The sequence below is a fragment of the Streptomyces sp. NPDC104381 genome (genome assembly GCF_055583745.1).
Genome location: NZ_JBVJNK010000009.1, coordinates 86149 through 111757 on the forward strand (window position 1 = coordinate 86149; position 25609 = coordinate 111757).

The 25609-nt window shown below is 71.6% G+C and carries 21 protein-coding genes; 20 read left to right on the top strand and 1 reads right to left on the bottom strand.

Annotation, left to right across the window (positions count from 1 at the left end; all coding sequences use genetic code 11):
* Positions 1-137: 137 nt before the first annotated feature.
* From ACZ607_RS29375 to ACZ607_RS29430, 12 genes are all read left to right on the top strand, one after another.
* On the top strand, positions 138-656 hold the full coding sequence (locus tag ACZ607_RS29375; RefSeq protein ID WP_469739557.1) for a hypothetical protein: 519 nt from the start codon (positions 138-140) through the stop codon (positions 654-656).
* Positions 657-2849, top strand: a complete 2193-nt coding sequence (locus ACZ607_RS29380; RefSeq protein ID WP_469739559.1) for a glycosyltransferase — start codon at positions 657-659, stop codon at positions 2847-2849.
* Positions 2846-4276, top strand: a complete 1431-nt coding sequence (locus ACZ607_RS29385) for an acyltransferase family protein (RefSeq protein WP_469739562.1) — start codon at positions 2846-2848, stop codon at positions 4274-4276. The genes ACZ607_RS29380 and ACZ607_RS29385 overlap by 4 nt, the downstream gene beginning before the upstream one ends.
* A 142-nt stretch (positions 4277-4418) precedes the next feature.
* Positions 4419-5750, top strand: a complete 1332-nt coding sequence (locus ACZ607_RS29390) for a nitrate/nitrite transporter (protein ID WP_469739564.1) — start codon at positions 4419-4421, stop codon at positions 5748-5750.
* A 130-nt stretch (positions 5751-5880) separates the two neighbouring features.
* The gene (locus ACZ607_RS29395; protein ID WP_469739566.1) at positions 5881-7026 is read left to right on the top strand and encodes a uroporphyrinogen-III synthase; all 1146 of its coding nucleotides are present in this window, start codon (positions 5881-5883) and stop codon (positions 7024-7026) included.
* 20 nt (positions 7027-7046) lie between these two features.
* Entirely contained in the window at positions 7047-7610 is a 564-nt protein-coding gene (locus tag ACZ607_RS29400; RefSeq protein ID WP_469739568.1) for a GNAT family N-acetyltransferase, read from the top strand.
* Positions 7611-7709: 99 nt separating this feature from the next.
* Positions 7710-8303 (top strand): CGNR zinc finger domain-containing protein, encoded by a 594-nt coding sequence (locus tag ACZ607_RS29405; RefSeq protein ID WP_469739570.1) that lies wholly within the window; start codon positions 7710-7712, stop codon positions 8301-8303.
* A 130-nt stretch (positions 8304-8433) separates the two neighbouring features.
* Positions 8434-9021 carry a sigma-70 family RNA polymerase sigma factor gene (locus tag ACZ607_RS29410; protein WP_469739573.1) on the top strand — a complete coding sequence of 196 codons (588 nt, stop codon included), beginning with the start codon at positions 8434-8436 and terminating at the stop codon, positions 9019-9021.
* Positions 9018-9884 carry an anti-sigma factor family protein gene (locus ACZ607_RS29415; protein WP_469739575.1) on the top strand — a complete coding sequence of 289 codons (867 nt, stop codon included), beginning with the start codon at positions 9018-9020 and terminating at the stop codon, positions 9882-9884. The genes ACZ607_RS29410 and ACZ607_RS29415 overlap by 4 nt, the downstream gene beginning before the upstream one ends.
* 84 nt (positions 9885-9968) lie before the next feature.
* Positions 9969-12338, top strand: a complete 2370-nt coding sequence (locus ACZ607_RS29420; RefSeq protein ID WP_469739578.1) for a HelD family protein — start codon at positions 9969-9971, stop codon at positions 12336-12338.
* A 444-nt stretch (positions 12339-12782) separates the two neighbouring features.
* Entirely contained in the window at positions 12783-14216 is a 1434-nt protein-coding gene (locus tag ACZ607_RS29425) for an NAD-dependent malic enzyme (RefSeq protein WP_469739580.1), read from the top strand.
* A gap of 408 nt (positions 14217-14624) precedes the next feature.
* Entirely contained in the window at positions 14625-14906 is a 282-nt protein-coding gene (locus ACZ607_RS29430; protein WP_003968811.1) for an HU family DNA-binding protein, read from the top strand.
* 347 nt (positions 14907-15253) lie between these two features.
* On the opposite strand, the gene murA is transcribed toward ACZ607_RS29430, so the two are convergent.
* A complete protein-coding gene (gene murA / locus ACZ607_RS29435) occupies positions 15254-16594 on the bottom strand; it encodes a UDP-N-acetylglucosamine 1-carboxyvinyltransferase (protein ID WP_015608864.1) in 1341 nt (446 codons plus the stop codon).
* A gap of 297 nt (positions 16595-16891) precedes the next feature.
* On the opposite strand from murA, the gene ACZ607_RS29440 reads away from it, so the two are divergent.
* From ACZ607_RS29440 to ACZ607_RS29475, 8 genes are all read left to right on the top strand, one after another.
* Positions 16892-17464 carry a YqgE/AlgH family protein gene (locus tag ACZ607_RS29440; RefSeq protein WP_469739583.1) on the top strand — a complete coding sequence of 191 codons (573 nt, stop codon included), beginning with the start codon at positions 16892-16894 and terminating at the stop codon, positions 17462-17464.
* A 30-nt stretch (positions 17465-17494) separates the two neighbouring features.
* A complete protein-coding gene (locus ACZ607_RS29445; RefSeq protein ID WP_042837321.1) occupies positions 17495-17797 on the top strand; it encodes a DUF3039 domain-containing protein in 303 nt (100 codons plus the stop codon).
* A gap of 232 nt (positions 17798-18029) precedes the next feature.
* Positions 18030-19334 carry an extracellular solute-binding protein gene (locus ACZ607_RS29450; protein ID WP_469739586.1) on the top strand — a complete coding sequence of 435 codons (1305 nt, stop codon included), beginning with the start codon at positions 18030-18032 and terminating at the stop codon, positions 19332-19334.
* A gap of 2 nt (positions 19335-19336) precedes the next feature.
* Positions 19337-20308, top strand: a complete 972-nt coding sequence (locus ACZ607_RS29455) for a carbohydrate ABC transporter permease (protein WP_469739588.1) — start codon at positions 19337-19339, stop codon at positions 20306-20308.
* Positions 20305-21153, top strand: coding sequence for a carbohydrate ABC transporter permease (locus ACZ607_RS29460; protein ID WP_469739590.1), 849 nt, complete (start codon positions 20305-20307; stop codon positions 21151-21153). The genes ACZ607_RS29455 and ACZ607_RS29460 overlap by 4 nt, the downstream gene beginning before the upstream one ends.
* Positions 21154-21160: 7 nt before the next feature.
* Complete coding sequence (locus ACZ607_RS29465; protein ID WP_469739593.1) at positions 21161-22801, top strand: beta-N-acetylhexosaminidase; 1641 nt, start codon at positions 21161-21163, stop codon at positions 22799-22801.
* A gap of 249 nt (positions 22802-23050) precedes the next feature.
* A complete protein-coding gene (locus ACZ607_RS29470) occupies positions 23051-23947 on the top strand; it encodes an FAD binding domain-containing protein (protein ID WP_469739595.1) in 897 nt (298 codons plus the stop codon).
* Positions 23944-25563, top strand: a complete 1620-nt coding sequence (locus ACZ607_RS29475; protein ID WP_469739597.1) for a (2Fe-2S)-binding protein — start codon at positions 23944-23946, stop codon at positions 25561-25563. Before ACZ607_RS29470 ends, ACZ607_RS29475 begins: the two co-directional genes overlap by 4 nt.
* Positions 25564-25609 lie beyond the last annotated feature (46 nt).

Genomic DNA, 25609 nt, shown 5'->3' on the forward strand with positions numbered 1-25609 from the left:
TGGAAAATTGGCGCGAAGGTACCCGAACCGGGCACACGCATGAGCCGAACGACGTCACCGTCCAACTGGACGGACTCGGTCGTCAGCTCTCCGAGCTACCCGTTGAACCCAGCCCTCCGGACCCGTCCGACGGCCCGGTGTTCGTCGACGAGAGCGGCCGCCGCAGCAAGACGTACCGGCGTGTGGGGTGGGTGCTCGCCGCGATCTGCGCCGTCTACGCCGTGACGCTCGTGGTCGCCGTGCTCGGCGGGAACTCCAGCGCCCCCTGGCTGCCCCTCTCCGGGCAGGAGGAGAAGCACGCGGAAGAGGTCGAGGTCCGGCCCGCGCCGAGCGACGCCGCCGTGTCCGAGAGCCCCGGTGCCACGCCCACCGCCTCCGCCTCGGCCTCCGACGCCGCCGGGGCGACCCCCTCGGGCGGCGCCACCTCCGCGTCCGGCGGTGCGGCCGGGGCCGGCGCGAGCGCCTCCGCCTCCACCTCCGGCAAGCCTCCCCGGACCGGCACGTCCTCCAACCCCGTCGTCCCGGGCGGCCAGGTCTCCGAACAGCCGACCGGTGATCCGTCGCCGTCGGTCACCGCCGACCCGCCCGTCGAGGAGAGTCCTCCGGCCTCCCCGGACCCCTCGGAATCACCGGTGCAACCAGAAGGCGTTCAGTAAATGACAACCCCCGTTTCGCGGGGCAGACACAACAGGAAGAAGAAGCGGACCGTCCGGCGCAGACTTCCCATGCGCTACCTGCTTCCGTCACTCCTTCTTGTGGCCCTGCTCGCCATGCTCATGCTGCGCGGATACGTGCACAGCGAGATCCTCGCCGACCACCGCGTCCAGCCGCCCGCTCCCACCACCCAGGTGCCGGACAAGGTGCTCGAAGGCGGCCCCGTCATCGACGCCCGGGCGAAGGGCGAGGAGGCCACGACGCTCCGGATACCCGATCACAAGATCGTCATCACCTTCGACGACGGCCCCGACCCGGTCTGGACCCCGCGGGTCCTGGACGAGCTCAAGAAGCACGACGCCCACGGCGTCTTCTTCGTCACCGGCACCATGGCATCGCGCTACCCGGACCTCGTGAAGCGGATGGTCGACGAAGGGCACGAGGTGGGGCTGCACACCTTCAACCACCCCGACCTCTCCTTCCAGTCCACCAGCCGCATCGACTGGGAACTCTCCCAGAACCAGCTGGTGCTGGCGGGCGCCGCCGGCATCCGCACCTCGCTGTTCCGGCCCCCGTACTCCTCGTTCTCCGACGCCATGGACAACAAGTCCTGGCCGGTCACGCAGTACATCGGCAGCCGTGGCTACCTCACCGTCGTGAACAACACCGACAGCGAGGACTGGAAGCGCCCCGGCGTCCACGCGATCATCAAGCGCGCCACCCCGAAGCACGGCGACGGCGCGATCATCCTCATGCACGACTCCGGCGGCGACCGGTCCCAGACCGTGGCCGCCCTCGGCCGGTTCCTGCCGGAGATGCAGGAGCGCGGCTACGAGTTCACCAACCTCACATCGGCGCTCGGCGCCCCCAGCGCGCACACCCCGGTCACCGGGCTCGCGCTCTGGAAGGGCAAGGCGTTCATCGGGGCGGTCAAGATCTCCGAGAACGTCACCAGCGTCCTGGTGGTGGGGCTCGCGGCCATCGGCGTCCTGGTGATGGTCCGCTTCGGCCTGATGCTGCTGCTCTCCTTCCTGCACGCCAGGAAGGTGCGCCGCAGGAACTTCCGCTGGGGCGAGCCGTTCACCCGGCCCGTGTCGGTCCTCGTGCCCGCGTACAACGAGCGCGAGTGCATCGAGGCCACCGTGCGGTCGCTGGTCGCCAGCGACTATCCGATCGAGGTCATCGTCATCGACGACGGCTCGACGGACGGCACGGCCGACCTCGTCGAGGCGATGTGGATCCCGAACGTCCGGGTCGTGCGGCAGCGCAACGCCGGCAAGCCCGCGGCCCTCAACAACGGCATCGCGCACGCCCGTTACGACATCGTCGTGATGATGGACGGCGACACCGTCTTCGAGCCGTCCACCGTGCGTGAGCTCGTCCAGCCGTTCGCCGACCCCAAGGTCGGAGCGGTCGCGGGCAACGCCAAGGTCGGCAACCGCGACTCGCTGATCGGCGCCTGGCAGCACATCGAGTACGTGATGGGCTTCAACCTCGACCGCAGGATGTACGACCTGCTGGGCTGCATGCCCACCATCCCCGGTGCGGTCGGCGCCTTCCGCCGGGACGCGCTGGACCGGATCGGCGGCATGAGCGAGGACACCCTCGCCGAGGACACCGATGTCACCATGGCGCTGCACCGCGACGGCTGGCGCGTCGTCTACGCGGAGAACGCCCGCGCCTGGACCGAGGCGCCCGAGTCCGTGCAGCAGCTGTGGTCGCAGCGCTACCGGTGGTCGTACGGCACGATGCAGGCCATCTGGAAGCACCGCCGCGCCGTCATCGAGCGGGGGCCCTCGGGCCGCTTCGGACGCGTGGGTCTGCCGTTCGTCTCGCTGTTCATGGTCGTCGCCCCGCTGCTGGCGCCCCTCATCGACGTCTTCCTGCTGTACGGACTGGTCTTCGGCCCGACGGGGAAGACGGTCGCGGCCTGGTTCGGCGTCCTGCTGGTGCAGGCGGTCTGCGCCGCGTACGCCTTCCGGCTCGACCGGGAGCGCATGACCCACCTGATCTCGCTGCCGCTCCAGCAGATCCTCTACCGGCAGCTGATGTACGTCGTGCTGCTCCAGTCGTGGATCACCGCTCTCACCGGTGGCCGGCTGCGCTGGCAGAAGCTGCGGCGTACGGGCGTGGTGGAGGCACCCGGCGGCACACAGAACCGCCGTAAGGACACGGACCGGAGGCCGGTGGCATGACCTATCCCGACCGGCCTCTTCAGGACGGCGCCGGATACCGCGACGGACACGGCGGCGCATACGACGGCGGATACGGCGAGGGCGCCTGGCCGTCCTCCGACGCCGCCTGGCCGCCTTCGCAGCCGGGCGGCGGCCACCCGGCACCCGCACCCGCCGGTGCCGCGCACACCGCCCCGCTGCCCGTCGCCTCCGCGGCGTACCCGGAGTCCGCCCCCGCTGCGTACCCGGAGCCCGCCCCGGCGGCGTATCCGGAGCGTGTCGCCGGACCCGTCCTCGCCGCCCCGGACGCGCCCGCGCCCCGTGCCAAGCCCGGCCGGGACCGCTACCTCGACCTGCTCAGGGCCGTGGCCCTGGTCCGCGTCGTCGTCTTCCACCTCTTCGGCTGGGCCTGGCTGACCATCCTCTTCCCGTCCATGGGCGTGATGTTCGCCCTGGCCGGTTCGCTGATGGCCCGCTCGCTGTCCCGGCCGGCCGTGAGCGTCATCCGGGGCCGGCTGCGCCGGCTGCTCCCCCCGATGTGGGCGTTCTCGCTCGTCGTCGTGCCGATCATGTTCGCGCTGAGCTGGAAGCCCGTCCGGGAGGAGGGGCTGTGGTGGTTCATCAAGCTCGGCAGCTACGTCCTGCCGCTCGGCTCGCCCCCGTACCCCGACGAGAGCGGTTCGGCCGGCGGCTGGCTGGAGCTGACCTGGGCGGACCAGGCGGCCGGACCGCTCTGGTACATCCGGGCCTACCTCTGGTTCGTGCTCGCCTCGCCGCTGCTGCTCAAGGCGTTCCGCAGGCTGCCGTGGGTGACGCTGCTCGCCCCGGTCGCCCTCACCGCCGTGATCGGCACCGGCCTCGTGACGGTGCCCGGCACCTTCGGCGAGGGGCTCACCGACTTCGCCGTGTTCGGGTCCTGCTGGATCCTGGGCTTCGCCCACAACGACGGGCTGCTGAAGGAGATCCCGCGCTACATCGCGGTGTCGTCCGCCGCGATCGTCATGGGCTTCGGCCTGTGGTGGGCCTCAGGGCACCTCACCGAGGAGGGCTGGAACCTCGACGAGATCCCGCTCGCCCAGGCCACCTGGTCCCTCGGCTTCTGCGCGATCCTCCTGGTCTACGCCCCGTCCTGGCAGAAGCTCCCCGGCAGGTTCGCCGGGTGGGACAGCCTGGTCACGCTGGCCAACAACAGGGCCGTGACGATCTACCTGTGGCACAACCTGCTGCTGATGGCGGCCGCCCACCTCGTGGACGAGCTCTGGTCCGTCCCGTGGTTCGGCGACACGTTCGGTACGTACATAGAGCAGTCGTACGAGGTGCTCGTCCTGATCGCCATATGGCCGCTGATAGGGCTCGCGATCCTGGCGTTCGGCTGGGTCGAGGACGTCGCCGCCAAGCGCCGGCCACGCCTGTGGCCCAACGGCGTGGTCCGGGCGCGCAAGGCCTGACGGGGGCGGGGGGTGCGGCTCACCGCACCCCCCTCCGCCGAGTGAGAGCAAGGTTGCGCACCGGTCACCTCACGGCACCGCGCCGAAACGCGGGCTCCCTAGCGTCGGAGGCACAACACCCCGACCCCTGTGGAGGCGCGTGATGGCCGGTCGTTGGATCGAGCAGTGGGAGCCGGAGGACGAGACCTTCTGGCGGCGGACGGGCGAGCGGGTGGCCCGGCGGAACCTGTGGTTCTCCGTGCTCTCCGAGCACATCGGGTTCTCGGTCTGGTCCCTGTGGTCCGTCATGGTCCTGTTCATGGGACCGGAGTACGGCATCGACCCGGCCGGGAAGTTCTTCCTGATCTCCACCGCCACCCTGGTCGGCGCCTTCGTCCGGGTGCCGTACACCTTCGCGGTCGCGCTCTTCGGCGGGCGCAACTGGACCGTCGTCAGCGCCCTGTCGCTGCTGCTGCCGACCCTCGCCGCCTTCTGGGTGATGGAGCCCGGCACCTCGTACACCACGTTCCTCGTCGTCGCCGCGCTCACCGGCATCGGGGGCGGCAACTTCGCCTCGTCCATGACGAACATCAACGCCTTCTTCCCGCTGCGCGAGAAGGGCTGGGCGCTCGGGCTCAACGCGGGCGGCGGCAACATCGGCGTCCCCGTGGTCCAGCTGGTCGGTCTGCTGGTGATCGGCACGGCGGGCGCCGCGCACCCCAGGATCGTGCTCGGCGTGTACGTACCGCTGATCGTCGTCGCCGCGCTCGGTGCCGCGCTCGGGATGGACAACCTCCGGCCCGTCCGGAACGACACCGGGGCGGCGCTCCAGGCCGTGCGCGAGCCGCACACCTGGATCATGTCGGTGCTCTACATCGGTACCTTCGGCTCGTTCATCGGCTACAGCTTCGCCTTCGGGCTGGTCCTCCAGACCCAGTTCGGCCGGACCCCGCTCCAGGCCGCCTCGCTCACCTTCATCGGCCCCCTGCTCGGTTCCGTGATCCGGCCCGTGGGCGGCCGGCTCGCCGACCGGTACGGCGGCGCCCGGATCACCCTGTGGACCTTCGCGGCCATGGCCGCCGCGACCGGAGTCGTGGTGTACGCCTCGGGCATCGAGTCGCTGGCCGTGTTCCTCGTCGGCTTCATCGCGCTGTTCGTGCTGACGGGACTGGGCAACGGGTCCACGTTCAAGATGATCCCGGGCATCTTCCACGCGCAGGGCGTCGCCAGGGGGCTGGGCGCCGAGGAGGCGACGGCGTACGGGCGCCGGCTCTCCGGGGCGGCCATGGGGCTCATCGGGGCGGTCGGGGCCCTGGGCGGTCTCGCGATCAACCTCGCGTTCCGCCAGTCCTTCGCGACCTCGGGCGCCGGAACGGCCGCCTTCTGGTGCTTCCTCGGCTTCTACGCCGTCTGCTTCACCCTCACGTGGGCGGTATACCTTCGGCGTACCGAGACGGTGGCCGCGAAGCCCCAGCTCAGCTATGCCGAGGTGTGAGGATGGCCGGAGCACGTCGTACGACGTAACGGGCGGGAAATACAGGAGAACCGAGACTGTCACGCGGGATTGACAGTCTCGGTGCTCCGCATCATCGAGCAACAGCGGGACGAGAGCCGGGTATCACGCCATGCACGACGACGACGCACAGCACGGGCCCCTGGCGGGCTTCACGGTCGGGGTGACCGCCGCCCGTCGCGCGGAGGAGCTCGGGACGCTCCTCACGCGCAGGGGCGCCGCGGTCCTGCACGCGCCCGCACTGCGGATCGTTCCGCTCGCGGACGACAGCGAACTCCTCGCCGCCACCAAGGAACTGATCGGCCACACGCCGGACGTCGTGATCGCGACGACCGCCATCGGTTTCCGGGGCTGGGTGGAGGCCGCCGACGGCTGGGGCATCGGCGACCAGCTCCTGCGACTGCTCCACGGGGTCGAGCTCCTCGCCCGTGGCCCCAAGGTCAAGGGCGCCATCCGGGCGGCCGGGCTCACCGAGGCGTGGTCGCCGCAGTCGGAGTCGATGGCCGAGGTCCTCGACCGGCTGCTGGGCGAGGGCGTCTCCGGCCGCCGGATCGCGCTCCAGCTGCACGGCGAACCCCTGCCCGGGTTCGTCGAGTCGCTCCGCGCGGCCGGCGCCGAGGTCGTCGGCGTACCCGTCTACCGGTGGATGCCCCCGGAGGACATCGCCCCGCTCGACCGCATGCTCGACGTCACCGTCGCCCGCGGTCTGGACGCCCTCACCTTCACCAGCGCGCCCGCCGCCGCGTCCTACCTGAACCGGGCGGAGGCCCGCGGCATGCTCCCGGAGGTGCTGGACGCCCTGAGCCACGACGTCGTCAGCGCCTGCGTGGGACCGGTCACCGCCCTCCCCCTCCAGGCCAAGGGCATCGACACCGTCCAGCCGGAGCGCTTCCGGCTGGGCCCGCTCGTCCAGGTCCTCTGCGCCCAGCTCCCCGCCCGGGCCCGTACGCTCCCCGTCGCCGGCCACCGGGTCGAGATCCGTGGCCACGCCGTGCTGGTCGACGGCGCCCTGCGCCCGGTGCCCCCGGCGGGCATGGCGCTGCTGCACGCGCTGGCCCGCCGACCGGGCTGGGTGGTGGCCCGCGCCGACCTGCTGCGCGCCCTGCCGGGCAGCGGCAGCGACGAGCACGCGGTGGAGACGGCGATGGCACGGCTGCGTACGGCGCTGGGGGCGCCGCGGCTGATCCAGACCGTCGTCAAGCGCGGCTACCGGCTGGCACTGGACCCCTCGGCGGACACCAAGTACGACGGTTCCTGACCGACCGCTACGGTGCGGGGATGATCAACGACATCCACCCCCTGACCGACGGTGTCCGGCTGAGGCCCGTGACCCTCGACGACGCCGGGTCGTTCGCCGAGACCCTGACCCGCAGCCGCGCGTACATGCGGCGCTGGGACCCCGTGCGCCCCGAGGCCTTCTACACCACGGCGGGCCAGCACCAGCGGCTGACCGCGCTGCTGGCGGACCGCGACGCGGGGCGCGCGATGCCCTGGGCGCTGGCCGACGACGAGGACCGCGTCGTGGGGGCGATGACGCTGGCCTCCATCGAACGCGGCCCGTTCCGCAACGCCCGGCTCGGCTACTGGATCGACGTCGACCTGGCCGGCCGGGGCCTGGCCACGGCCGCCGTCACCCGGGTCTGCGAACTGGCGCGCGACGGGCTCGGCCTGCACCGGATCGAGGCCGGGACGGTCCTGGACAACGCGGCCTCGCAGCGGGTCCTGGCGAAGTGCGGATTCGAGCTGTACGGCACGGCCCCGCGCTATCTCCACATCAACGGCGCCTGGCAGGACCACCGGATGTTCCAGCGCATCCTCCACGACGGCCCGCCGCAGCGCTGAGGGCCGCCCCGACAGCGCGGCAGGAGGGGTTCCGGGCCCGGCCGGATGCGGGCACTCTGGGGGTGACTCACCAGGGACCCCCGAGGCGGTGGCTGGCTCATGGCGGCGGGTACGGGCACGGGCGTGTACGACCGGCGGTTCGACCCGGGGCGTGTCTGCCTGGACCTGGTGGCGACCGGGCCGGCCTCCGGGGCGTACGAGCGGCTGGACCGCCCCGCGCGCCTCGCCGAGTGGCTGGTGGCCTCCGGGCTCGTCCCGTACGGGACCCCGCTGGCGGCCGTCGACGAGACCTGGGTGGCGCGCTTCCGGCAGTTGCGTACGGGAATCGACCGGCTGATGTCGGCCCAGCTGACCGGCGGGAGCGCCGACCGCGCGCTGGAACGCGTCAACACGCTGGCGGCGGGCGCCCCGCCGGGGCTGCGCGCCGTACGGGACCAGGGCGGGGCCCTCGTACGGGCGCCGATCACCGACCCGGGGTGCGGGGAACTGCTCGCCGCGGTGGCCCGGGACGCCGTGGACCTGCTGACCGATCCGGTCGCGCGGGCGGGGCTGCGCCGGTGCGAGGGCGACGCCTGCCGGCGGCTCTACCTGGACACCTCGCGGGGGCGGCGGCGCCGCTGGTGCTCCAGCGAGGTCTGCGGCAACCGGGAGCGGGTGGCCCGCCACCGGCGGCGCGTCAGGGCGGTGACGTGACGCCGTGGACGTCATGAACGGTCCCGAATCGGCTGCCACGAAAGAAAGTTGCCCATCCGTTGAATGAACTCGCGCCCCCTTCCGTACCGATGGCCACAGAGCTCCACAGGGTCTCGACCGGGAGGTTCGGGTGCGCAAGGATGCGGCCGTGGCCGATGACCGTCCGCACAGGGCTCGACATCGTGGTGCACCGCCCCGTCCTGCCTCCGACGTCCCCGACGAGGAGCTGATGCGGGCGCTCTACCGCGAACACGCCGGGCCGCTGCTCGCCTACGTGCTCCGTCTCGTCGCGGGTGACCGCCAGCGGGCCGAGGACGTGGTGCAGGAGACGCTCATCCGTGCCTGGAAGAACGCCGGTTCGCTCAACCGGGCCACCGGCTCCGTCCGCCCCTGGCTGGTGACGGTCGCCCGGCGCATCGTCATCGACGCCCACCGCAGCCGGCAGGCCCGGCCGCGTGAGGTCGATCCGTCGCCGCTGGAGGTCATTCCCGCGGAGGACGAGATCGACAAGGCGCTGTGGCTGATGACGCTCTCCGACGCCCTCGACGATTTGACCCCGGCCCACCGGGAAGCATTGGTCGAGACCTACTTCAGGGGCCGTACGGTCAACGAGGCCGCCGAGGTGCTCGGCATCCCCAGCGGGACCGTGCGGTCCCGGGTGTTCTACGCACTCCGTTCCATGAAGCTGGCACTCCAGGAGAGGGGGATCACGGCATGAGCGACCAGGAATGGCAGCCCTTCGGGCCCCGTCCGGGCGGTCCCCGGCGTCCCCCTGGCCCGCCGGACCCGCCGGGCGATCCCTTCGCGTTCCCCGCGCGGGGCGAGGCGCACGACGCCGCCGGCGCCTATGTGCTGGGCATCCTCGACGACGCCGAGGCGAGCGCCTTCGAGGCCCATCTGGCCGGCTGCGCGCTGTGCGCGGCCCATCTCGACGAGTTCGCCGGGATGGAGCCCATGCTGGCGATGCTCGCGGAGTCACCGGCCGCCGTGCCGGGCGCGCGCCCGGTCCCGCACGTCCCGGAGCCTCCCGCGCCCCGGATGCTGGACGGCCTGGTCGACGAGGTCGCGCGCAAGCGCGCGCAGCGGCGCCGGCGCACCCGGTATCTGATCGCCGCGGCGGCCGTCCTCGTGATCGGCGGCCCGGTGGTCGCGGTCACCGCGACGGCCGGTGAGGACCGGGGCCGGCAGGTCGAGGCGGCCGACCCGCATCCCACGAGCCCCGCGGAGGACGCCTTCTTCCACCACATGCCGGAGAAGCTGAGTGCGACCGATCCCGTCACCCGGGTCGACGCCACGGTCGGCATGGAGCCCAAGGCCTGGGGCACGCACACGGTCCTGGAACTGAAGAACGTCAAGGGCCCGCAGAAATGCAGCCTGGTCGCCGTGTCCAGGACGGGTGACGAGGAGGTCGTCACCTCCTGGTCCGTGCCGAAATGGGGATACGGCATCGAGGATTCCTCCCACGCGAGCGCACAGCACCCTCTGTATGTGCACGGCGGCGCGGCGATGGCGCGCGGGGACATCGACCATTTCGAGGTGCGCACCTTCGACGGGGAGCGGCTCGTGGAGATCGACGCGTAAACGCGACCGGGGCGGCAGGTGCGCTCGGGGCCCTTTTTCGCGTACGGTTGACGGCTGCCCGATGCACGTCAGAAGGGGGCCTCGGTGGCCGCGCAGGATGCCGCTGTCGATTCGTTGCGGGACCGGGAAATCGGTGTCGAGCAAGAACATCTGGACCGGGTCTACCGCCGTCTCGAGGAGAAGATCGACGAGGCGGAATTTCTCATGCGGGACGCCGGCAAACGGGGCCAGGTAGGCACCCCGGGGGCGCTCGCCGAGAGGGACGCCCAGGTCTTCCGTGCCGGTGTCCATCTCAACCGGCTGAACAACGAGTTCGAGGACTTCCTCTTCGGGCGGATCGACCTGCTGCACGGCAAGGACGGCGAACGCGGTCCGGACGGCGCCTTCACCTCCGTGGAGGCGGCCGACGACGCCGTGGCGGAGGACGACACGGCCGAGATCGCGGAGACCCTCCACATCGGCCGCATAGGAGTACTCGACTCCGACTACGCGCCGCTGGTCATCGACTGGCGGGCGCCGGCCGCCGCGCCGTTCTACCGTTCGACACCCAAGGATCCCGGCCGGGTCGTACGCCGCCGGGTCATCCGCTCCAAGGGCCGCAGGGTCCTCGGGGTGGAGGACGACCTGATGCGCCCCGAACTGACCGCCTTCCTGGGCGGCGAGGCGCTGCCCGTGATCGGCGACGGCGCCCTGATGGCCGCGCTGGGCCAGGCCCGCAGCCACACGATGCGGGACATCGTCTCGTCGATCCAGGCCGAGCAGGACCTGGTGATCCGTGCCCCCGCCGCCTCCGTCACCGAGGTCTCCGGCGGTCCCGGCACCGGCAAGACGGCGGTGGCCCTGCACCGGGCCGCGTACCTCCTCTACCAGGACCGGCGGCGGTACTCGGGCGGCATCCTCGTCGTCTCGCCGACCCCGCTCCTCGTCGCGTACACCGAGGGCGTCCTGCCCTCGCTCGGCGAGGAGGGCCAGGTCGCGATCCGCGCGGTCGGCTCACTGTCCGACGAGGCCGCGGGGGCGGAGGGCGCGACCACGTACGACGAGCCCGCCGTCGCCCGGATCAAGGGTTCCTCCCGGATGCTCCCCGTGCTGCGCAAGGCGGCCCGTGGAGCCCTGGAGCAGCCCGCGCCCCGGCCCGCCCCGCAGGAGGGTCAGCTGGAGTTCGGGGAGGCCCCGGCCGAGGCGGGCACCCCCACCCGGCTGCGGGTGGTGGCCTTCGGCGCACGGGTGGAGCTGGAGGCCGACGAGCTCCGGCGGATCCGGCACAACGTCCTCGGCGGCACGGCACCGGTCAACCTGCTGCGTCCGCGCGCCCGCAAGCTGCTCCTGGACGCCCTGTGGAACAAGTCCTCGGGCCGGGGCCGCTACACCGACCCCGAGCTGGTCGCTGAGCTGCGGTCCTCGTTCGACGAGGACGTGTCCACCGAGACCCCGTTCCTCACCTTCCTGAACGCCTGGTGGCCGGAGCTGACCCCGCGCGGGGTGCTGGCCGCGATGTCCGACGAGCGGCGGCTGAGCAGATGGGCGCGCCGGATCCTGAACCAGGGCGAGGTGCGCCGGCTCGCGCGTTCGCTGAAGCGGCTGGACGAGGACGGCAAGGGTCCGCTCTCCGTCCACGACGTGGCGCTCCTGGACGAGCTGCAGACCCTGCTGGGCACCCCGGCCCGCCCGAAGAAGCAGCGGGAGGCGGATCCGCTGGACCACCTCACGGGTCTGGAGGAGCTGATGCCCCAGCGCGAGGAGACGCAGCGGGAGCGGGCCGAGCGGCTGGCGGCGGAGCGTACCGAGTACGCGCACGTCATCGTCGACGAGGCGCAGGACCTGACGCCGATGCAGTGGCGGATGGTCGGGCGCCGCGGCCGGCACGCGACCTGGACGATCGTCGGTGACGCGGCGCAGTCCTCCTGGTCGGACCCGGACGAGGCGGCCGCCGCCCGTGACGAGGCGCTCGGCAACCGGCCGCGGCGCCGGTTCACCCTCACGGTGAACTACCGCAACCCGGCGGAGATCGCCGAGCTCGCTGCCAAGGTGCTGGCGCTGGCCATGCCCGGCATGGAGTCGCCGACGGCGGTCCGCTCGACGGGGGTCGAGCCGCGCTTCGAGACCGTACGGGACGGGGACCTCGCCTCGACCGTCCGGGAGGAGGCCCGCAGGCTCCTCGCGGAGGTGGACGGCACCGTGGGCGTGGTCGTCGCGATGAACCGCCGCGCCGAGGCCCGTGCGTGGCTGGAGGAGCTCGGCGAGCGTGTCGTGGCGCTGGGCAGCCTGGAGGCGAAGGGCCTGGAGTACGACGCCACGGTGGTGGTCTCCCCGGCGGAGATCGCCGACGAGTCCCCGGCGGGGCTGCGGGTGCTGTACGTGGCCCTCACCCGTGCGACGCAACAGCTCACCGTGGTCTCGGGGGACCGCGACATGCCGGACGAGGACGGTGTCCCGGACCTGCTGAGGGACTAGGGCCTTTCGGAGTCAACCCGGCGCACGGGAATCACTTTTCCGGGGTCTTTGTTAGCCTGGTGTTGGCACCGGCTCGATCCAAGCCCCCGGGCCCAACCTTCGTCGCTTCGAGCGACCACTTGCCGCGAGGCGAGCATGGCGGGCCGGTGTCACCTGACAGCGAGAAGACAGACCCGCGTCACCTGATGGTGGCGCGGGTCTGTTCGTGTTCCGGGGGGCTCAGGGCCCGGCGTCCCGGGCTTCCAGGGCCCCTGGGACCAGCGGGACCACCGGGAAGACGGGGGTTCCGCAGAACCGTCACTTCTCGTATGGTGGAAAAAAGTTTCCGAAAGGTGGCAGTCATTACCTGCTACCGGCCGGTAGGTGCGACGATCGGAACGCACGTACGGGGGTGAACCCCGTCCGCGTGCGGCAACGAAGCTCAGGAAAGCGAAGGACTCGGCCATGGCAACGGCGCCCAGCGTCTCGTACTCGATGACGGTCAGGCTGGAGGTGCCCGCGAGCGGCACAGCGGTCTCCCAGCTCACCACGGCCGTGGAGTCCTCCGGGGGCTCGGTCACCGGCCTCGACGTGACCGCCTCCGGCCACGAGAAGCTGCGGATCGACGTCACGATCGCGGCCTCCTCCACCTCGCACGCGGACGAGATCGTCGAAGGTCTGCGCGGCGTCGAGGGCGTCATCCTCGGCAAGGTCTCCGACCGTACGTTCCTGATGCACCTCGGCGGCAAGATCGAGATGGCGTCCAAGCACCCCATCCGCAACCGTGACGACCTCTCGATGATCTACACCCCGGGTGTGGCGCGGGTCTGCATGGCGATCGCCGAGAACCCCGAGGACGCCCGCCGCCTCACCATCAAGCGGAACTCCGTCGCGGTGGTCACGGACGGCTCGGCGGTGCTCGGGCTCGGCAACATCGGCCCGAAGGCCGCGCTGCCGGTCATGGAGGGCAAGGCGGCCCTCTTCAAGCGGTTCGCGGGCATCGACGCCTGGCCGATCTGCCTGGACACCCAGGACACCGACGCGATCGTCGAGATCGTCAAGGCGATCGCCCCCGGCTTCGCGGGCATCAACCTGGAGGACATCTCCGCCCCCCGCTGCTTCGAGATCGAGGCACGGCTGCGTGAGGCCCTGGACATCCCGGTCTTCCACGACGACCAGCACGGCACCGCCATCGTCGTCCTGGCCGCCCTGACCAACGCGCTCCGCGTGGTGGGCAAGTCCATCGGTGACGTACGGGTCGTCATGTCCGGTGCGGGAGCCGCCGGTACGGCCATCCTCAAGCTGCTCATCGCGGCCGGCGTCAAGCACGCGGTCGTCGCCGACATCCACGGTGTGGTGCACGCGGGCCGCGAGGACCTGGTGGACGCCACCCCCGACTCCCCGCTGCGCTGGATCGCCGACAACACCAACCCCGAGGGCGTCACCGGCACCCTCAAGCAGGCCGTCGCCGGCTCCGACGTCTTCATCGGCGTCTCCGCCCCCAACGTCCTGGACGGCGCCGACGTCGCGGCCATGGCGGAGGGCGCGATCGTGTTCGCGCTCGCGAACCCGGACCCCGAGGTGGACCCGGCGGTCGCCCGCGAGACGGCGGCGGTCGTCGCCACCGGGCGCTCCGACTTCCCGAACCAGATCAACAACGTGCTGGTCTTCCCGGGCGTCTTCCGCGGTCTGCTGGACGCCCAGTCCCGCACCGTCAACACGGAGATGATGCTCGCCGCCGCGCGCGCCCTCGCCGACGTCGTCGCGGAGGACGAGGTGAACGCGAACTACATCATCCCCTCGGTCTTCAACGACAAGGTCGCGGGCGCCGTCGCCGGGGCCGTCCGGGAGGCCGCGAAGGCGGCCGGAGTCGCCGAGGCGGCGTCCGACCCGGCATAGGACCGCACGACCGTACGACCGGGGGGCCCTGTCGCACGCCGTCCACGGGGGCCTGCCGAGGCTCCCGCGGACGGTGCCGTAGCTCACGTCCGGCGGCCCGTCCGGCGCGTCGCGGGTCGCGGCGTCCCAAACGCCCCTTTAGGGTGGGCGGGCAGCGAGCCCCACAGGCCCGGCATCCGCTGCGGACCGCTCCGACCAGTCGACGGAACGTCATCACAGGCATTCGGTGGTGCATTTCGTGTGACGTCGAGGGGTTCGGATTGGCGTTAGCGCCGCAGGTGGGGGCAGGATGCGTATTCGGGCGCGAGGGTCTGACATCAGACCCGGGTCCGGGGACTGTCAGAGGGCCCTGGCAGCATCGGCTTCGATCTCACGCCTCACAGGCAAGAAGAACACGGGAGTACAAACATGAACCGCAGTGAGCTGGTGGCCGCCCTGGCCGACCGTGCCGAGGTGACCCGCAAGGACGCCGACGCCGTTCTGGCCGCCCTCGCCGAGACCGTCGGCGAGATCGTCGCCAAGGGCGACGAGAAGGTCACCATCCCCGGCTTCCTGACCTTCGAGCGCACCCACCGTGCCGCTCGCACCGCTCGTAACCCGCAGACCGGCGACCCGATCAACATCCCGGCCGGCTACAGCGTGAAGGTCTCCGCGGGCTCCAAGCTCAAGGAAGCCGCCAAGGGCAAGTAAGGCCCCGAAGGCATCAAGAAGGGCGGCCGTCCTGACCGGGACGGCCGCCCTTCGGCATGCCCGGACGCCTTCGTGTACGCCTTCACCCGCGCGCACACCGCCCGTGCGGGCGCTGGGAGGCGGTCTGCGGCCCCTCGGCGCCCCCGGACGGCCTCCCGGGCGGCGGACCGCCCCGTTCGGCTCTGTACGGGCGTTCTGCGGCACCTGTACGGGTGCCGGGACCGGGTCCGCGCACAGGAACGCCGCCCCGGTCCCTCACGGGGGCCGGGGCGGCGGACTGTGGTGCGGGGTGCGCAATGCTGTGTGCGGCAGCACTGTGCGCGCGCCGGAGCGCGCCGGGTGGAGCGTCAGACGAGTGAACCGCCCGGCAGCTCGACCTTGGCGCCGAGCTTCTCCAGCTTGTCCATGAAGTTCTCGTAGCCGCGGTTGATCAGGTCGATGCCGTGCACCCGGGACGTTCCCTGGGCCGCCAGTGCGGCGATCAGGTACGAGAACCCGCCGCGCAGGTCGGGGATGACCAGATCCGCGCCCTGGAGCTTCGTGGGCCCGGACACGACCGCCGAGTGCAGGAAGTTCCGCTGCCCGAAGCGGCAGTCGGAGCCCCCGAGGCACTCGCGGTAGAGCTGGATGTGCGCACCCATCTGGTTGAGCGCCGAGGTGAACCCGAGCCGGGACTCGTAGACCGTCTCGTGGACGATCGACAGACCGGCGGCCTGGGTCAGCGCCACCACGAGCGGCTGCTGCCAGTCGGTCTGGAAACCGGGGTGCACGTCCGTCTCCAGGGCGATGGCGTTCAGCGCGCCGCCCGGGTGCCAGAAGCGGATGCCCTCGTCGTCGATCTCGAAGGCGCCGCCGACCCGGCGGAAGGTGTTGAGGAAGGTCATCATCGAGCGCTGCTGGGCGCCGCGCACGTAGATGTTGCCCTCGGTCGCCAGCGCCGCGGACGCCCAGGAGGCCGCCTCCAGGCGGTCCGGGATCGCCCGGTGGGTGTAACCGTCGAGCTTGTCGACACCGGTGATCCGGATGGTCCGGTCGGTGTCCATGGAGATGATCGCGCCCATCTTCTGCAGTACGCAGATGAGGTCCTCGATCTCCGGCTCGACGGCCGCGTTGGACAGCTCGGTGACGCCCTCGGCGAGGACGGCGGTCAGCAGCACCTGTTCGGTGGAGCCCACCGACGGGTACGGCAGCCGGATCTTCGTGCCCCGCAGCCGCTGCGGGGCCTCCAGGTACTGGCCGTCGGCCCGCTTCTCGATGGTCGCGCCGAACTGGCGGAGCACCTCGAAGTGGAAGTCGATCGGCCGGCCGCCGATGTCGCAGCCGCCGAGGCCCGGGATGAAGGCGTGCCCGAGACGGTGCAACAGGGGGCCGCAGAAGAGGATCGGGATGCGCGACGAGCCCGCGTGGGCGTCGATGTCGGCGACGTTCGCGCTCTCGACGTGCGACGGGTCGAGGATCAGTTCGCCCGGCTCGTCACCGGGGCGTACGGTCACGCCGTGCAGCTGCAGCAGCCCCCGGACCACCCGCACATCGCGGATGTCGGGCACGTTGCGGAGCCGGCTGGGCCCGCTGCCGAGCAGCGCGGCGACCATTGCCTTCGGCACCAGGTTCTTGGCGCCTCGGACGCGGATCTCGCCCTCCAGCGGGGTGCCGCCGTGGACAAGCAGGACATCGTCTGTGCCGGTCATGTATCTCGCGTTCCGGAGTGGTCGGGCAGGGGGCCATCAAAAGGGTAATGGGCTCCCGCCCCCCTTCCGTAAGGCGCCGGGGGGTATACGAACGTCATGAATCCGCCACAACACGTTCTGCTCCCCGCCCCTTGCGGAGGGTCACCGTCCGCACGGGCCGTCCGGCGGCCCGCCCGTCGTGCGCTCCCTGTGCGCCCGTGCCACGTCCGTACGCCCTGAGCTGCGCGGCTGCGCCGGCCGGGGCCGGGCGGGCCACTTGGCCCCCACGGAGGGCCGGGATGCGGGATCATCTGTGCCATGACGGAGGTGTCCTCGCTCACAGGACGGCTGCTCGTGGCCGCACCCGCCCTTGCGGACCCGAATTTCGACCGTGCGGTGGTGCTGCTCCTCGACCACGACGAGGAGGGCTCGCTCGGTGTGGTCCTGAACCGTCCGACCCCGGTCGGCGTCGGAGACATCCTCGCGTCGTGGGCCGGACTGACCGGCGAGCCGGACGTGGTCTTCCAGGGCGGCCCGGTCTCGCTCGACTCCGCGCTGGGGGTGGCGGTGATCCCCGGGGGCGAGGGGCCTTCCCCGGCCCCCATCGGCTGGCGCCGGGTGCACGGGGCGATCTGCCTGGTGGACCTGGACGCACCGCCCGAGCTGCTCGCGGCGGCGCTCGGCTCGCTGCGGATCTTCGCCGGATACGCGGGCTGGGGACCGGGCCAGCTGGAGGCCGAGCTGGCCGACGGCGCCTGGTACGTCGTCGAGTCGGAGCCCGGCGACGTCTCGTCGCCACGCCCCGAGAACCTCTGGCGTGCGGTTCTCCGGCGCCAGCGCAGCGAACTCGCGATGATCGCGACGTATCCGGACGACCCTTCGCTGAACTGATGCGCGGAGCTTTCAGTACGCTTGGCAGTTATGAGCACTCTTGAGCCCGAGCGCGGGGCAGGTACGGGGACCCTCGTAGAGCCGACGCCGCAGGTGTCGAACGGCGACGGTGACCACGAGCGCTACGCCCATTACGTCCAGAAGGACAAGATCATGGCGAGCGCCCTGGAGGGCACTCCCGTGGTGGCACTGTGCGGGAAGGTCTGGGTTCCGGGCCGCGACCCGAAGAAGTACCCGGTCTGTCCCATGTGCAAGGAGATCTACGAGTCCATGGGCGCCGGCGGCGACAAGGACAAGGGCAAGGGCGGCAAGGACAACAGCGGCAAGAAGTAGCCCGCCCGGCCTCTTATCCTTTTTCTCCTTTCCGGACCGTTACCCCTTACTTCTGACCACGGCCCCCGGGGCACGCGCGCAGGCGCGTGCCCCGGGGGCCGTTCGCATGCCCGGGTCACAGAGTGGTTGAGACCACTTGTCGGCGTGGGGAGGCGCCCTTAGTCTCCTGCAAGTTGTGCAGAACGAAACGCACGTTGCATGGAATGCAACGATTGACCGGTAGGGGTCCCGGATGAAGCTTTCTGCCCGAATCGCCGCTCCCGCCGCGGCACTTGTGCTGGCCGGCCTCACCGCCACCGCCTGTGCGCCGCAGACCTCCGACACGAGCGCCGAGGGCGACAAGAAGTCCGGGACGCTCCGCGTCTGGCTCTTCCAGGAGGTCGGCAACAAGCCCAAGGAGAAGGTCGTCGACGCCGCGATCGCCGACTTCGAGAAGGCCCACGAGGGGGCCGAGGTCGAGGTCGAGTACATACCCGTCGACACCCGGGCCCAGCGCATCAAGGCCGCCTTCAACGACCCGAAGAGCGCCCCCGACCTCATCGAGTACGGCAACACCGACACCGCCGGATACGTGAAGGACGGCGGGCTCGCCGACGTCAGCAAGGAGTTCGCGGCCTGGGACGAGGCCAAGGACACCGACCCGACCGCCAAGCAGTCCGTGACGGTGGGCGGCCAGGTCTACGGGGCCCCGTTCTTCGTCGGCGTACGGGCGCTGTACTACCGCACCGATGTCTTCGAGGAGCTCGGCGTCGAACCCCCGAAGTCCCAGGACGAGCTGATCTCCACCGCCAAGAAGATCCACGCGAAGAAGCCGGGGCTGTACGGCCTCGCGGTCGGCGGCGCGTACACCTACGGCGCGATGCCCTTCATCTGGGCGCAGGGCGGCGAGCTGGCCGACGAGACCGGGGTGACCTACCGGTCGGCCATCAACAGCGCGAAGGCCCGCAAGGGCATCGAGGCCTACACCTCGCTCTTCGGCGACGACAACTGCCCCGCGGCCAAGTGCGCGGCCATGGGCGGCAACGCGACGGTCACCGCCTTCGCGTCCGGGAAGGCGGCCATGGCGATCGGCGGCGACTTCAGCCACGCCGCGGTCGAGGCGGGCGCCGTGAAGGGCAAGTACGCCGTCGTGCCGCTGCCCGGCGTCAAGGAGGGCACCATCGCCCCGGCGTTCGCCGGCGGCAACAACATCGGCGTACTCAAGAGCAGTTCGCACCGCACCCTCGCCGTCGACCTGATGAAGTCCCTGACCGGCAAGAAGACGCAGGCGAAGATGTTCGACGCCATGGGCTTCCTGCCGACGTACACGGACGTGCTGGACACCGCCGGCGAGAAGGAGCCCTTCGTCGGCCCCTTCGTCGACACCCTCGGCGCGGGCGCCAAGTTCGTCCCGGCGTCCCCGGCCTGGGGCCAGATCGACGCCTCCCTGGTGCTCCCGAACATGTTCCAGGAGATCGTCAGCGGCCGTAAGGACGTGGCCACCGCCTCGGACGACGCGGCGAAGAAGATGGACGCGGCGTTCGCCGAAGCGGGCTGACGATGACCGCGAACACCGCACCGCCCAAGGTCCCCGCCGTGTCCGGGGCGAGCGGGGCTCCGGCCCGCCCGCCCCGGCGGCGCCCCGCCTCACCCGCGCGGCGCCCCGGCTGGACCCCCTGGCTCTATCTGCTGCCGGCGCTCGTCCTGCTCGGCGGGCTGCTCGTCTACCCGATCTACCAACTGGGCCTGATCTCCTTCCTGGAGTACACCCAGGCCCAGGTCAGCGGCGGCGCACCGACCACCTTCCAGGGCTTCGGCAACTACGCCACGCTCTTCGGCGACAGCCAGTTCTGGCAGGTGCTCCTCGCCACCGTGGTCTTCGCCGCGGCCTGTGTGCTCGCCACCCTGTTCGTCGGCTGCGCCCTGGCCGTCCTGCTGACCCGCGTCCGCGCCCTGCCCCGGCTCGCGCTCATGATGGCCGCGCTCGGGGCCTGGGCCACACCGGCGATCACCGGCTCGACCGTCTGGGTGTTCCTCTTCGACCCGGACTTCGGCCCGGTCAACAAGGTGCTGGGGCTCGGCGACTTCTCCTGGACGTACGGGCGCTGGAGCGCCTTCGCGCTGGTGCTCCTCGAAGTCCTCTGGTGCTCCTTCCCGTTCGTGATGGTCACCGTGTACGCGGGCATCCGGGCGATCCCCGCCGAGGTGCTGGAGGCCGCCTCGCTGGACGGCGCCTCGCAGTGGCGGATCTGGCGGTCGGTCATGGCACCGATGCTCCGGCCGATCCTGATCGTCGTCACCATCCAGTCGGTCATCTGGGACTTCAAGGTCTTCACCCAGATCTACGTCATGACCAACGGCGGCGGCATCGCCGGACAGAACCTGGTGCTCAACGTCTACGCGTACCAGAAGGCGTTCGCGTCCTCGCAGTACAGCCTCGGATCGGCGATCGGCGTCGTGATGCTGCTGATCCTGCTGGCCGTGACGCTGGTCTATCTGCGCCTGGTGCGGCGCCAGGGGGAGGAACTGTGAGCGCACGCACACTGCTGCGCGTCCGCCGGCCCGGGAGGCTCGCGGCGGAGGCCGCCGCCCTCGTCATCGCCGTCGTGGTCGCCTTCCCGCTCTACTGGATGGTGCTCTCCGCCTTCAAGCCGGCGGGCGAGATCCAGTCCACCGAGGCCCGGCCCTGGACCCTCGCCCCGTCGCTCGACTCATTCCGACGGGTTTTCGAACAACAGGAATTCGGCCGCTACTTCCTCAACAGCCTGATCGTCGCCGGAACGGTCGTCATCGTCTCCGCGCTGATCGCCTTCCTCGCCGCCACGGCCGTGACGCGATTCCGCTTCAAGTTCCGCACGACCCTGCTCATCATGTTCCTCGTGGCGCAGATGGTGCCGGTCGAGGCGCTGACCATCCCGCTCTTCTTCCTGATGCGGGACTTCGGCCAGCTGAACACCCTGGGATCACTGATCCTGCCGCACCTCGCCTTCTCCCTGCCGTTCGCCATCTGGATGCTGCGCGGTTTCGTCAAGGCCGTCCCGGACGCCCTGGAGGAGGCCGCCTACATCGACGGGGCGAGCCGCACCCGCTTCCTCTGGCAGATCCTCTTCCCGCTCGTCTTTCCGGGGCTCGTGGCGACCAGCGTCTTCTCGTTCATCTCGACCTGGAACGACTTCCTGTTCGCGAAATCGTTCATCATCAGCGACACCTCCCAGTCGACGCTTCCCATGGCGCTGCTGGTCTTCTTCAAACCCGACGAGAACGACTGGGGAGGGATCATGGCGGCCTCCACCGTGATGACCATTCCCGTCCTGGTCTTCTTCGTCCTCGTACAGCGGCGCCTGGTCTCCGGACTCGGCGGCGCGGTGAAGGACTGATCGACGTATGGACCACCTGATCCCGGCACCGGTACGCACCGGCGGCGACGGCTCCCGCGCCGGATTCCTCCTCGACGCGGCCACGACCCTCACGGCGGGCCCCGGCACCGGGGGCACGGAACGCTGGCTGCGCACCACGCTCGGCGCGGCCTTCGGGCTGCCGCTCGCCCCCGGAACCCCTGCGGACCAGGGCGGCAACACCGTCGAGCTGCTGATCGACGGCACCCTGGAGCCGGAGGGCTACCGGCTGTCGGTGACGTCCGGAAGCGGCGTACGGATCACCGGGGGGAGCGCCGCCGGAGTGTTCTGGGGGGCCCAGACCCTCCGTCAGCTCCTCGGCCCCGAGGCGTTCCGCCGGGCGCCCGTCGCCCCAGGGGTGCGGCGGGCCGTCCCCCTCACGGAGATCGAGGACGCCCCCCGCTTCGGCTGGCGCGGTCTGATGCTCGACGTGGCACGGCACTTCATGCCCAAGGACGGCGTCCTGCGCATGCTCGATCTGCTGGCCGCCCACAAACTGAACGTCTTCCACTTCCACCTCACCGACGACCAGGGCTGGCGCGTCGAGATCAAGCGCCACCCCCGGCTCACGGAAGTGGGCGCCTGGCGCGCACGCACCAAATACGGCCACCGCGCCTCGGAACTGTGGGACGAGACCCCGCACGGCGGTTTCTACACACAGGACGACATCCGCGAAATCGTCGCCTACGCCGCCGAGCGGCATATCCGGGTGGTCCCCGAGATCGACATCCCGGGCCACTCGCAGGCAGCCATCAGCGCGTATCCGGAACTGGGCAACACCGACGTCATCGATACCTCCGCGCTTTCCGTGTGGGACACCTGGGGGGTCAATCCGAACGTACTCGCCCCCACTGACAACACCCTGCGCTTCTTCGAGGGCGTCCTCGAAGAACTGCTCGACCTGTTCCCCGCCGAGACCTCGCCGTTCATCCACATCGGCGGCGACGAATGCCCCAAGGACCAGTGGAAGGCGTCACCGGCGGCGCAGGCCCGCATGGCCGACGCCGGCCTGGCCGACGAGGACGAACTCCAGTCCTGGTTCATCCGCCACTTCGACCGCTGGCTCACCGCCAGGGGACGGCGCCTCATCGGCTGGGACGAGATCCTGGAGGGCGGCCTCGCCGAGGGCGCGGCCGTCACGTCCTGGCGGGGGTACGCGGGCGGGGTCGCGGCCGCCGAGGCGGGGCACGACGTCGTGATGTGCCCCGAGCAGCAGGTGTACCTGGACCACCGTCAGCACGGCGGCCCCGACGAGCCGATGCCCATTGGCTTCGTCCGCACCCTGGAGGACGTCTACCGCTTCGAACCGGTGCCCCCGGGCCTCTCCGATGAGGCCGCCGGGCACATCATGGGCGCCCAGGCCAACGTCTGGACCGAGGTCATGCAGAACCGGGACCGCGTCGACTACCAGGTGTTCCCGAGGCTCGCCGCCTTCGCGGAGGTCGCCTGGTCACCGCTCCCGGCCCCGGACGAGCGGGACTTCGCCGACTTCGAACGCCGGATGAACACCCACTACGCCCGGCTCGACGCCCTGGGTGTCCGCTACCGGCCGCCGACGGGCCCGCTGCCGTGGCAACGCCGGCCCGGCGTCCTGGGTCGCCCGATCGAGGGACCACCCCCGGTCGTGTGACCCCCGCTCCCTCCGCCGGCCAGGGGAACCGAATAAGTCGTACGAACCCGCTGAAGAGTGCCAATTCGTGCGCAGGGCAGAAGGACTGCCAAAGGTTACTTTTCCCCTGGTCGGGGACGGAAACACCCTTCGTGGACCCTCGCGTCGGACAGCCCGGAAGATGTGCCAGAGTTGCCACGTCCCGGCCGTGAGCACGTACCGTACGGCGGACAGGCGGGACTGCCGGGACACCGGGAAGGGGCAGCTGGGTTGACCACGCACGCACCGCAGGCGATGCAGTCGGTGACGCTCCCGGCCTCGCTCGACGAGGCCGTGGCGGCTCTCGGCGCCATGCCCGCAGCCGTCCCCGTCGCCGGGGGCACGGACCTCATGGCGGCCGTCAACAAGGGGCTCCTGCGGCCCTCGGGGCTGGTCGGCCTCGGCCGGATCAGCGAGCTGCGCGGCTGGCACTACCAGGACGGCCACGCGCTGCTCGGAGCCGGGCTCACCCACGCGCGCATGGGCCGGCCCGACTTCGCCGCGCTCATCCCCGCGCTGGCCGCCTCCGCGCGCGCCGCGGGCCCGCCCCAGATCCGTAACGCCGGGACGCTCGGCGGGAACATCGCCACCGCCGCCCCGACCGGCGACGCCCTGCCGGTGCTGGCCGCCCTGGAGGCCGAGCTGGTCATCGCGGGGCCCGGGGGCGGCCGCCGTGAGATCCCCGTCTCGCACCTGCTCGCGGGCCGCGAGATGCTCGAACCCGCCGAGCTGATCGGCTTCGTCCGCGTACCGCTGCTGCACGCCCCCCAGGTCTTCCTCAAGGCGACCGGCCGCACCGGCCCCGGCCGCGCCACCGCCTCCGTCGCGATCGTCCTGGACCCGGCGCGGCGCGGGGTGCGCTGCGCGGTCGGCGCGATCGCCCCGATGCCGCTGAGGCCCCTGGAGGCCGAACGCTGGATCGCCTCCCTGATCGACTGGGACGGCGAACGCGGCCTGGCCCCCGACGCGCTGGCCGCCTTCGGCGAGTACGTCGCGGCGGCCTGCATCCCGGACCAGGCTCCACCGGACGACGGGGGAGAGGCACCTCCGCTGTCGCCCGCCGTCCTGCACCTGCGGCGCACGGTCGCCGCGCTCGCCCGACGCGCACTGGGGAGGGCACTGTCGTGAGCAATGAGGAGAACCCCGAGCAGCAGCACGGGCAGCCCGATCCGTACGCAGGCTGGCAGCCGACCCCTCAGGGCGGTGAGTACGACGCCGAGGCGACCGCCTTCGTCCACCTGCCCCCGGAGGACCTCGCCGACCTGGGGAACGACCCGCTGGCCGCCCCCGGGCACAGCTACGTCCCGCCGATGATCCTGCCGCTGACCCCGGCCGCCGGGCTCGACCCGGCGGCGACGGGCAGCTGGGTCGTGCAGACGCAGAGCCAGCAGGAGCGGGCCGCTGGCCACTCCACGGGGACGGAGCCCGCGCCGGAGGCGGTGCACTGGCCCGACCCGAACCAGCAGCAGGACCCGTACCAGCAGCCGTACCCGGACACCTCGCAGTACGGGCAGACGTCGTCCACCACGGCCCAGTGGAACTTCACCGAGGCCGTCCCCGCCGAGCCCGAGCCCGAACCGGCTCCCGAGCCCGCCGGGCACACCGGCGAGTGGACGATCCCGGTGGCGAACGGTGATCTCCCGGAGGAGTCCGGCGAGTTCGCGTCGTCGGCGATGGCCGCCCAGTGGTACACGGAAGGCGCCCCGGCCACCCTGCCGGGCGGCGCGCCCGCGCCATGGGCGACGCAGCCGGCGCCCGAGCCCGCACCCGCCGTGGAGGAGGCCCCGCACGGGCCCGCCGAGCCCGCACCGGGCCCCCTGGAGGCCCCGGAGGCTCCGGAGCACGCGGAGCCCGCCGCGGAGGCCCCTGAGACCGCCGCCGAGCACACCGCGCCCGCTACCGAGGACGCCGGGACCGCCGAGACCCCCGAGCCCTCCGGGTTCGTCGATGAGCAGGCCGCCCCCGCCGGCGAGCCGGAAACCGCCGATGAGCCCCCGGTGGCCGCCGGCCCGGACTCCGCGCCGGAGGCCGTGGAGCCGCCGGCCGAGGCACCCGAGGCCGGTCCCGACGCGGCCCTCGGCTCCGACCCGCACCCGGTCGCCGGACACGGCCCCGTGCCCACGGAGGAGCCCCCCGGCACCGCCGCCCCCAGCGAGCACCCGGCGGCGTCGTACGTCCTCCATGTGAACGGCGTGGACCGGCCCGTCAGCGACGCCTGGATCGGTGAGTCCCTGCTGTACGTGCTCCGGGAGCGCCTCGGCCTCGCCGGCGCCAAGGACGGCTGTTCGCAGGGCGAGTGCGGTGCCTGCAACGTCCAGGTCGACGGCCGGCTCGTGGCCTCCTGCCTGGTTCCCGCCGCCACCACGGCCGGCAGCGAGGTCCGTACGGTCGAGGGGCTCGCGGTGGACGGCGAACCCTCCGACGTCCAGCGGGCCCTGGCCGAGTGCGGCGCCGTCCAGTGCGGCTTCTGCATCCCCGGGATGGCCATGACCGTCCACGACCTCCTGGAGGGCAACCACGCCCCCAGCGAGCTGGAGACCCGCCAGGCCCTGTGCGGCAACCTCTGCCGGTGTTCCGGCTACCGGGGTGTGCTCGACGCCGTACGCGAGGTCGTCGAGGGCCGGGAGGCGACCGCGGACGCGGCGGCGGCCACCCCGGACGACGACGGACCGCGCATCCCGCACCAGGCGGCCCCCGGCGCGGGCAGCGTCCAGGCACACGAGCACGAGGGAGACGTCCGGTGAACACCGCGCCGTCTCCCGCACCACCGGTCACCCCCACCAACAGCCG

What these genes read in the sequence shown, in the direction of transcription:
- ACZ607_RS29430 (WP_003968811.1), top strand. Translation starts at nt 14,625, where the DNA reads ATGAACCGCAGTGAGCTGGTGGCCGCCCTGGCCGACCGTGCCGAGGTG.
- ACZ607_RS29385 (WP_469739562.1), top strand. Translation starts at nt 2,846, where the DNA reads ATGACCTATCCCGACCGGCCTCTTCAGGACGGCGCCGGATACCGCGAC.
- ACZ607_RS29425 (WP_469739580.1), top strand. Translation starts at nt 12,783, where the DNA reads ATGGCAACGGCGCCCAGCGTCTCGTACTCGATGACGGTCAGGCTGGAG.
- murA (WP_015608864.1), bottom strand. Translation starts at nt 16,594, where the DNA reads ATGACCGGCACAGACGATGTCCTGCTTGTCCACGGCGGCACCCCGCTG.
- ACZ607_RS29450 (WP_469739586.1), top strand. Translation starts at nt 18,030, where the DNA reads ATGAAGCTTTCTGCCCGAATCGCCGCTCCCGCCGCGGCACTTGTGCTG.
- ACZ607_RS29415 (WP_469739575.1), top strand. Translation starts at nt 9,018, where the DNA reads ATGAGCGACCAGGAATGGCAGCCCTTCGGGCCCCGTCCGGGCGGTCCC.
- ACZ607_RS29405 (WP_469739570.1), top strand. Translation starts at nt 7,710, where the DNA reads ATGGCGGCGGGTACGGGCACGGGCGTGTACGACCGGCGGTTCGACCCG.
- ACZ607_RS29400 (WP_469739568.1), top strand. Translation starts at nt 7,047, where the DNA reads ATGATCAACGACATCCACCCCCTGACCGACGGTGTCCGGCTGAGGCCC.
- ACZ607_RS29445 (WP_042837321.1), top strand. Translation starts at nt 17,495, where the DNA reads ATGAGCACTCTTGAGCCCGAGCGCGGGGCAGGTACGGGGACCCTCGTA.
- ACZ607_RS29440 (WP_469739583.1), top strand. Translation starts at nt 16,892, where the DNA reads ATGACGGAGGTGTCCTCGCTCACAGGACGGCTGCTCGTGGCCGCACCC.
- ACZ607_RS29390 (WP_469739564.1), top strand. Translation starts at nt 4,419, where the DNA reads ATGGCCGGTCGTTGGATCGAGCAGTGGGAGCCGGAGGACGAGACCTTC.
- ACZ607_RS29465 (WP_469739593.1), top strand. Translation starts at nt 21,161, where the DNA reads ATGGACCACCTGATCCCGGCACCGGTACGCACCGGCGGCGACGGCTCC.
- ACZ607_RS29455 (WP_469739588.1), top strand. Translation starts at nt 19,337, where the DNA reads ATGACCGCGAACACCGCACCGCCCAAGGTCCCCGCCGTGTCCGGGGCG.
- ACZ607_RS29395 (WP_469739566.1), top strand. Translation starts at nt 5,881, where the DNA reads ATGCACGACGACGACGCACAGCACGGGCCCCTGGCGGGCTTCACGGTC.
- ACZ607_RS29380 (WP_469739559.1), top strand. Translation starts at nt 657, where the DNA reads ATGACAACCCCCGTTTCGCGGGGCAGACACAACAGGAAGAAGAAGCGG.